Raw genomic sequence first — 7,655 nt, 5'->3', positions numbered from 1 at the left:
CTTTTCAAGAGGGGTGGCAGCCGTAGGCTGACGGGGTGTTTATAAAATCATAGTTTTTTCTAAAGTGCGTAACACCAGTAAATAATCATCTTTTTCTTAATCTATACCACATAACTGCCGCAAGCATTAGTTGAATAGCTGCTGTGATGATTGAAATCTTCACAACAATATCAACGAAAAAAGCAAGCCAATGCAGATCAATACTCACTGTGCGAATAATGTTATAAAGCACGGTAAATAGCACCAATGAAAAAGAGTTAGAGATAAGTCCTGCTGAGAGTTTCAATGTATTAATATGTGCGCGCTTGTCACTATCATTGGTGGCAAATAATGCGGCATTCGATGAACCTTGAAATAAGCCAAGTGCAAATCCATAGCAAAATGCCATACCACAGAAATAAGGATAGCTAAAATGCAAAATAAAGACAGGTGAGACTGCAAGCATAGTCGCCATTAACATAAGACTTAAGCTAACTGTCTTTTTAAGATTCGGGGTAGTACTTATCCGCTTGGTAATCATATTGCCAATGACGGAGCCAACCATTAGATAAACGGACATCGTCGCAATATAAATCATATTTAATGCGCTTAGATAGTACAATATGACAGGCCAAGCAAAGAATACCCAATAAGTGGTTAGACGACTGATAAAAATAATTAAAAACATCGTTAAGAAAGAGCGATTGTTAAAGACATTAAAGTTGATCAATGGTGTCTTAATCGTCTTATATAAATAGATATATAAAAGACAAGAAACAATAGCAATACATGCGATGAGTATTTTAAGGGATATCGGTACCTCACGGAAAGTTGCTACTTCACTGAAAGCAAAAAGTGTGGTTACGGTTATTCCAATGAGGATAAATCCTTTGTAATCAAAGGGATTATCCGATTTGATGCCAGCCTCTTTGGGAAAATAAATGCAAACAATAGCAATAGCAAGCATTGATAGTGGGACGTTGATATAAAATGCAAGGCGCCATGAATCTGCAGAGATGTAAGCAAATACACCACCTAAGACCTGCCCCAAAATGGCTAAGAGCACGGAATAGCTTGATAGTGAAATAGCAGCATGCTGGTTATTGCTAGAATACTCAAGGTAGGCAAGGGATGCTACAGGTGCGGAAAAAGCAGCAAATAAGCCCTGAAAACCACGAAAGATAAAAAACTGAATATCAGTTTGTGCAATTCCGCAAAGAAAGGAGAACAGGGCAAAGCCTGTGCCTGATAAGATCAGTGTGCGTTTAAAACCAATTTTTTGCGCAAGCCATGCGCTCATCAGCAAAAATACGCCAAGTACTAGAATATAAACACTGATACCAAACTTAAGATAGACCGGCTCGATATCAAATGACTTAGCAATTTTAGGTAGGATATTGTTGATGATCGTTGTATCAATTAAATCCATGCCAATAAAAATAATAAATGCAGCGAGCAATAATTTGGTGGTAAGGCGACTATTGTTTTTGATGTGCACGCTTAAACTCCGTTTTATGCTGTGCTTTTAATATAGTTGAAGATCACGGGTTTTGATGCTTTTTAGAGATAATTTAATTGGGATAATACTAAATTATTCATTGTGCCTAGAGCATAAATCGAAGCAATGCACTGAGCATCAGTCGAAGTGAGTAAGTATAAAAAGTCACACTTCATAGAGGCTTCGACTTACGCTCAGCCAACGCTTATACAATCAAAGTGGATTGGACGTGTTGCATTGCTATTAATTGGATGTTAGTTACTGAGGTTACGCACTTTTTCTATTTCAACACCCCGCCTCGCAAGCTTAAGCACCCCTCTTGAAAAGAGGGGAATTAAAATCACCATCGCCCAATTCCCCTCTTTTCAAGAGGGGTGGCAGCCGTAGGCTGACGGGGTGTTTATGAAATCATAGTTTTTTTCTAAAGTGCGTAACTCCAGTTAGTTGGTAGAAGAAGCAGCTTGAGCAACAAATAGATTTTCAATGACAAGATGATAGAAGTATTTCCATGCAACATAACCAATAACGAGTGCAGCAATAATGAGCTCAAATACTGCCAGATAATAAATTTGGCTAACATATTGCGGTGCTAGATTTAAAGTATGCTCTGCCCAGTAAGCGGTTTTAAATAATGCAGTTGAGCCAATAGCCATTGGGAAAGTAAATGCCGCAAACCCAGGGGAGAAGCTTAAGCTCATTAATTTAACAAAGCTTAAATAGATCATTGCAGTCATTAATATCGCGATGCCAAATAGTAGCATCACGATAACAGGGGATGGGTCTTGGGTAACCGTTAAATAGCCCGCTAATGATAAGCTGGCAGGGGCTGCAAAAATCGCAATGGTTGGTTTAGCTGCATCAGGAATCTCATGCGTAAACATCACACGATATAGCATTAGTGGCAATAAGATGGCATAGCTGATTAAACCAAAATATAACAACGCACTTGCCAATGGTTGTAGCACACCACCAGGGAAAACAACATCGGCAACGATAATGCCAACAGGTGGCACAAACCATGATGGCACCATGTGGTGTAGTTTAAATTCACGCATACGATGATAAATAAATGCCGCTAAAAAGAGCAAGTGAATAGTCACCGCAAAAATCCATACAAGCTCGGCAGCAAGATGACTTGCATAATTAATGCTATTGGAAATAATCATTAATGCCATGGCAAAAGTGGGTACAACACTGCCAACAACAGGATGAGCAAGGTCTTGACGCAGCTTCTGAGGCCAAACAATAAATTTAGCAGCGACAAATAATAATAAAATACCAGCAATAATTGCTGAAGCGATTTGTAAGCTATGATTGGCTGGCAATGCATTTTCAGCACAACAACCTAAACCTGAAATACCAAGGGCTAAACCAGCCATTGGTGTCGGAATTTTTTCTAGAAAACCATGTAATCTCTGAGTCATGATAAACACCTGTTAAATATTGTTATGGTGTTAGTTTATGTGGACTCTTATATAAATAAAATTTGTTAAAACTTATGTGTTGGATTGAAATTATTTATTAGTAACCCAATCAAGCCACTCTTCGGTAAGTTCTGAGATGTGCGCGCGTTTATTTTGCACAATAAGTAGGTCTCTTTCAAGTTTCATTTCAGGACATTCAAGGAGGTGAATGTTTGATTGATTGTGCAAGGCAGATAGTGAAATGCAGCCAATGGCGTTGCTATTTAATACCGCAAGAATAATAGCCTCACTACTACCAAGCTCCAAGAATAAATTCAATTGATAATCAAATAATGGCAACAGGGTTTGCTCAATAATTGTGCGACTTCCAGAGCCTTTTTCTCTGAGAATAAATGGGTGATTTTTAAGTGTTTTAATATCAACCGTTTTTTCTTTGGCTAAAGGATGATCTTTATGCACAAAGAGTTTTAATTCATCTTTAGCAAAGGCAAAACAATTGGTCTGATTGCTTAAACTGGTACTTTCAATGAATCCTAAATCTGCTTGATGTGAAATCACCGATTCAATAACCTGTTCACTATTACTTATGCTAAGAGATAATTCTACCTCAGGGTGCTGTTGTTTAAAGGAAGAGATAAGTGTCGGTAAAATATAATTACCAATTGTGTTACTTGCGGCAATATGCAAGCTGCCGACAAGTGCTTGTGTGTGCTTGAAAAAATGCTCAATCTTATCAGTAGCTTCTAAAAGTGCCATTGCTTTGGGGTAAAGCTGTTGCCCATGATGATTAAGAACGATTTTGCGATCAATACGATCAAAGAGCCTAACACCAAGCTGCGTCTCAAGTGATGATAGTGCCGTGCTTAATGCCGGTTGCGTGAGACTTAAGCTCTCTGATGCTTTGGTAATGCTGCTATGTTTGGCAATGGCAGCAAAGATGAGTAGCTGTTTGTGTGAAAGCATGTTTTACCTAAAGTTATAAATGCTCAAAACCTTTTTTAAAGTTAAAGTTATGCTCGGCTTCAATATGTCTAATTGTGCCTGATAATGAGCGCATCACAAGGCTATGCGTTTGTGCAAATTGGCCTTTGCGTTTGACACCTTTGAGCATCTGTCCATCGGTAACACCTGTTGCGGCAAACAATACATTGCCAGAGGCTAGATCATTCAGATGATAGATTTTATTTAAATCATTAATGCCCCATTTCTTAGCACGTGCTTTTTCATCATCATTTCTGAAGATCAGGCGACCTTGCATTTGTCCACCTAAACAACGAAGAGCTGCTGCGGCAAGAACACCTTCAGGCGCGCCTCCTGTGCCCATGTACATATCAATGCCAGTATCTTCTTGTGCTGTAGCAATAACTGCGGAAACATCACCATCTCCAATAAGTGCAATGCGTGCGCCTGCTTCTCTGACTTGACGGATAATCTCTTCATGACGTGGGCGATCTAATATACAGACAACTAGTGCTTCAATTGGGACTTTTTTAAATTGTGCCAAGTTTTTCAAATTCTCAGCAGGTGTTGCATTGATATCGATAATATCTGCCGGCATACCATGCCCACCTACTGCAATCTTTTCCATATAAACATCAGGGGCGTTTAGAAAACCACCATCTTCTGCCATTGCAATCACTGCTAAGGCATTAGGCCCACCTTTGGCAGTAATGGTTGTACCCTCTAGTGGATCAAGTGCGATGTCAACCTTAGGTCCGCCTTTGCCGACTTTCTCACCAATATAAAGCATTGGTGCCTCATCTCGTTCACCTTCACCAATGACGACAGTGCCATCGATATCCAGACCATTTAAAGCGCGACGCATAGCATCAACAGCAACTTGATCAGCTGCTTTTTCATCTCCTCGACCCATTTGACGCCAAGCAGATAAAGCGGCAGCTTCGGTAACACGAACTGTTTCTAATGCTAAATTACGATCCATTATTCTATCCCTTAGTTTGTATACGCACTGCCAAAATGATTACAAAGAATCCAGTGCGTGTTGAAAATCGCCAGTATTGTAACAATTGTGTGGTTAAAAGGGTATGGGTTTTTATCGCTCACGAACCATTTTACAATATTTCCACCATCAAACCTGCTGTGTTAATGACTTACGAGCGGGATATAATTAATTATCTTTGGGTATACCTCCCCCATGCGCAGAAGTGCTTAGAGTGGATATTATACATAATGTGTTCGGGAATATTTTTTAAGGGTATATTATGGATATTAAAAGTTTGCTTTCACCAGAGCTAACAAATATAGCAAAAAATCATCATACAATGGGCATGGCATTGATACATGTCACTAAAACAAAAACAGCCTTTCATTGCATTAAAGAGTTAAATATAAAACTAGCCGCTCAAACAGAATACAAAGAGTTAACCTCACTGTTTTTAAATTATGATCAAGTAACCAATCTGCCAGATCAGTTCTTTTATTCAGACTGTCACTTTGCACGAGAAAATTTGATCGAAAATAATTTAGATATGCTTTTTATCATAACTCACATGGATGTTGATAATATTGTTATTCTATGTGTTGGGGTCGATAGTAAATGGTTTGGGTATCATTTATTAAATAATAAGGTTTACCTGCAAAGTACTATCGTCAACTCTATTGGCGACATAAATAAAAATAATATTAAGCCCAAATTGAGTCTGTTTCATAGTCAGTTTAACAAACTAGAAAGTGGCACATTATTTTACGCAGATAAAGTACAGCAAAGAGATACAAAGGAGTCAGCTGAGATAGTTCCTTTAACTTCGTTGGAAAGAAAGTGCTTTCAGATGATTTATGACAATATCATACGTTCTAGTGATATTGCTCAGCAGCTTGAAATTTCAAAAAGAACGGTTGATGATTATATTGAGCGTCTTAAAGTGAAGTTTTCATGCAATAACAAGTATGAACTATATTATAAGATTAAAACCTTTAATCGGAGATACCTTCTGTCTGCATAATCGAGTATTTAGATTCTATTAAACTATCTTGACCTAATTTTTTGTTTCTTAAGTAGGTGATTTCTTGTGGATGAGAGATCTCAAGCTTAAGCTGATATGACTTTAATATTTGTTTTAATTTATTGTGAAGCCTTTGGTATTGTTGCTGTGCTTTTGCTATAGAAGATCCTGTATTGATTGAAATAGCAATATATACCACAGGTATAACATGAAAGTTTTTGGCATTTGCTGTTATTCTACCAAGTAAATGATTTGGTGTTGTTGACTGAGGCTGAATACCATAACTTACGTTTACTTTAGATGGAAAGTCTATAACACGTTTGACATGTGTTTCGATAAGTATTTTTGAAGGTGATTGTGATAGCCTGTTTAAGAAAAGCTGTTCAATTGTTGTATTAACTGAAGGATTCAAGCAGGGGAATACACCAAGAAAATGAGCACGAAGAAAATCATCAATCAATTGATCGATGCGTTGTGTTTGGGTGGGTGCCAGATGGGTGAGTTGGGTACAAGAGTCATATAAACGTCTATCGATTGTTGCTAAGTTCGCATAAATATAGACTTTATCGTTTATCCATTCTATTTTGGTAAAGCCAGGATGAATAGATAAAGTACGTGACTCGCGACGAAAGACAATAGTTTCTTTTTTGATACCAATTAAATAAAGTGCAGTGATCAGTAGCTCAGGAGACATCGAGGGTATTAATTGTTGGATTCTAGCAATTTTTTGCATTTGTGACTTGTTTTTAATCATATTTTTATCACCTGATTAAGTTTAATAAAACGTTGAAGGTGGCGTGAGAAATATTGATTTAATGATTGCTGTATATCTTTGGTATCATAAGTTTTAAAAGCTTGCCAAGTATTTTTTGGATTGAGTTGATCAAGTTGCGAAATATAATTAATAAAGTAGTCATGACAATTGGTAAGTTTAAGTGTTCGACAAATATTTTTGATATCACCATAATTTAACTGCTGATGGTTTTTGCGTAAAGTATCAAGTAATTCAACTTTATTAAGATCAGCAAATTCAAAAGGTATGTGAGAAATGTACTCAATCTTCATTGTTGAAATATGATAGTGTTGTAAATCGACTTGCATATGAGAAAGACGCTGTTTTTTGAATTGATAGCTATAGCAGCAAAGTGTTGATAATATCCAGCGTTGCTGAGGCTCAATAAGGTTGTCCAAAACATCTTCAATATAACCATGAGCAAGAGAAAGTGAAAAGCTTTTATAGTCACTAGTGTGAAGTGAGTAATAACGATCATTAATTGCATTATACTCTTCGTCATAGATTTCAAGTAATGACTGCAATTGAACTCGATTATCCTCAAAATGGATAGGATATTTACTTTTATCAATACCAATTGATAGTGAAGTTGAGTTATTGGGACTAAGGGCGCCAAGTTTGAAAATATTGGTATGAATAAGTGTTTGAACAATCTCTACATCTATGAGTTTTGCCTCGTTAGGTTCAAGCTCAAAGCAAATAGTAAATTGATTGGTTTGTGTTTGCTTAAATGGTATAGGAATATTCAACTCTTGCATTTTTTCAGGGTGATTTAAACGTAGTCTTAAATTTTCAAATGAGTTAAGAGATGCTAAAGCACTTTTTTCATGCTTGACTTTAATGGCATTATGATTGTTTGTGCTCACATAGCAGAAGTCTTTTGCACTCAGAAGTTGATATAGCCAGATGATATATGACGGGTTGAATGCGAATCAAGGGTTGAATAATAATCAAAAATAAAGTTTACGAGTTGCCAATCCATAATTTATTGTGTTAAT

The 7,655-nt window shown here is 37.1% G+C and carries 7 protein-coding genes; 1 reads left to right on the top strand and 6 read right to left on the bottom strand.

The window, feature by feature from the left end:
- Nucleotides 1-85: 85 nt before the first annotated feature.
- The 4 genes from ACY10D_RS08380 to glpX form a co-directional block, all read right to left on the bottom strand.
- On the bottom strand, nt 86-1,477 hold the full coding sequence (locus ACY10D_RS08380) for an MFS transporter (RefSeq protein WP_487000294.1): 1,392 nt from the start codon (nt 1,475-1,477) through the stop codon (nt 86-88).
- Between the two features lie 440 nt (nt 1,478-1,917).
- Nucleotides 1,918-2,901: a TDT family transporter gene (locus tag ACY10D_RS08375; RefSeq protein ID WP_487000293.1), complete on the bottom strand. Its 984-nt coding sequence runs from the start codon at nt 2,899-2,901 to the stop codon at nt 1,918-1,920.
- 90 nt (nt 2,902-2,991) lie between these two features.
- Nucleotides 2,992-3,864, bottom strand: a complete 873-nt coding sequence (locus tag ACY10D_RS08370) for a LysR substrate-binding domain-containing protein (protein ID WP_487000292.1) — start codon at nt 3,862-3,864, stop codon at nt 2,992-2,994.
- A gap of 13 nt (nt 3,865-3,877) precedes the next feature.
- Complete coding sequence (glpX, locus tag ACY10D_RS08365; RefSeq protein WP_192483611.1) at nt 3,878-4,843, bottom strand: class II fructose-bisphosphatase; 966 nt, start codon at nt 4,841-4,843, stop codon at nt 3,878-3,880.
- A 280-nt stretch (nt 4,844-5,123) separates the two neighbouring features.
- Between glpX and ACY10D_RS08360 the strand changes: the two genes are divergently transcribed.
- A complete protein-coding gene (locus ACY10D_RS08360; RefSeq protein ID WP_487000291.1) occupies nt 5,124-5,864 on the top strand; it encodes a helix-turn-helix transcriptional regulator in 741 nt (246 codons plus the stop codon).
- On the opposite strand, the gene ACY10D_RS08355 is transcribed toward ACY10D_RS08360, so the two are convergent.
- Nucleotides 5,836-6,618 carry a hypothetical protein gene (locus ACY10D_RS08355; protein ID WP_487000290.1) on the bottom strand — a complete coding sequence of 261 codons (783 nt, stop codon included), beginning with the start codon at nt 6,616-6,618 and terminating at the stop codon, nt 5,836-5,838. The genes ACY10D_RS08360 and ACY10D_RS08355 overlap by 29 nt on opposite strands.
- A complete protein-coding gene (gene iglH, locus ACY10D_RS08350; RefSeq protein ID WP_487000295.1) occupies nt 6,615-7,565 on the bottom strand; it encodes a type VI secretion system baseplate subunit TssF/IglH in 951 nt (316 codons plus the stop codon). Before iglH ends, ACY10D_RS08355 begins: the two co-directional genes overlap by 4 nt.
- Between the last annotated feature and the right edge of the window lie 90 nt (nt 7,566-7,655).

The organism is Cysteiniphilum sp. (genome assembly GCF_057495195.1).
Note: the sequence above shows the minus strand (reverse complement) of the source record. Positions and strands in the feature narration are given on the sequence as shown.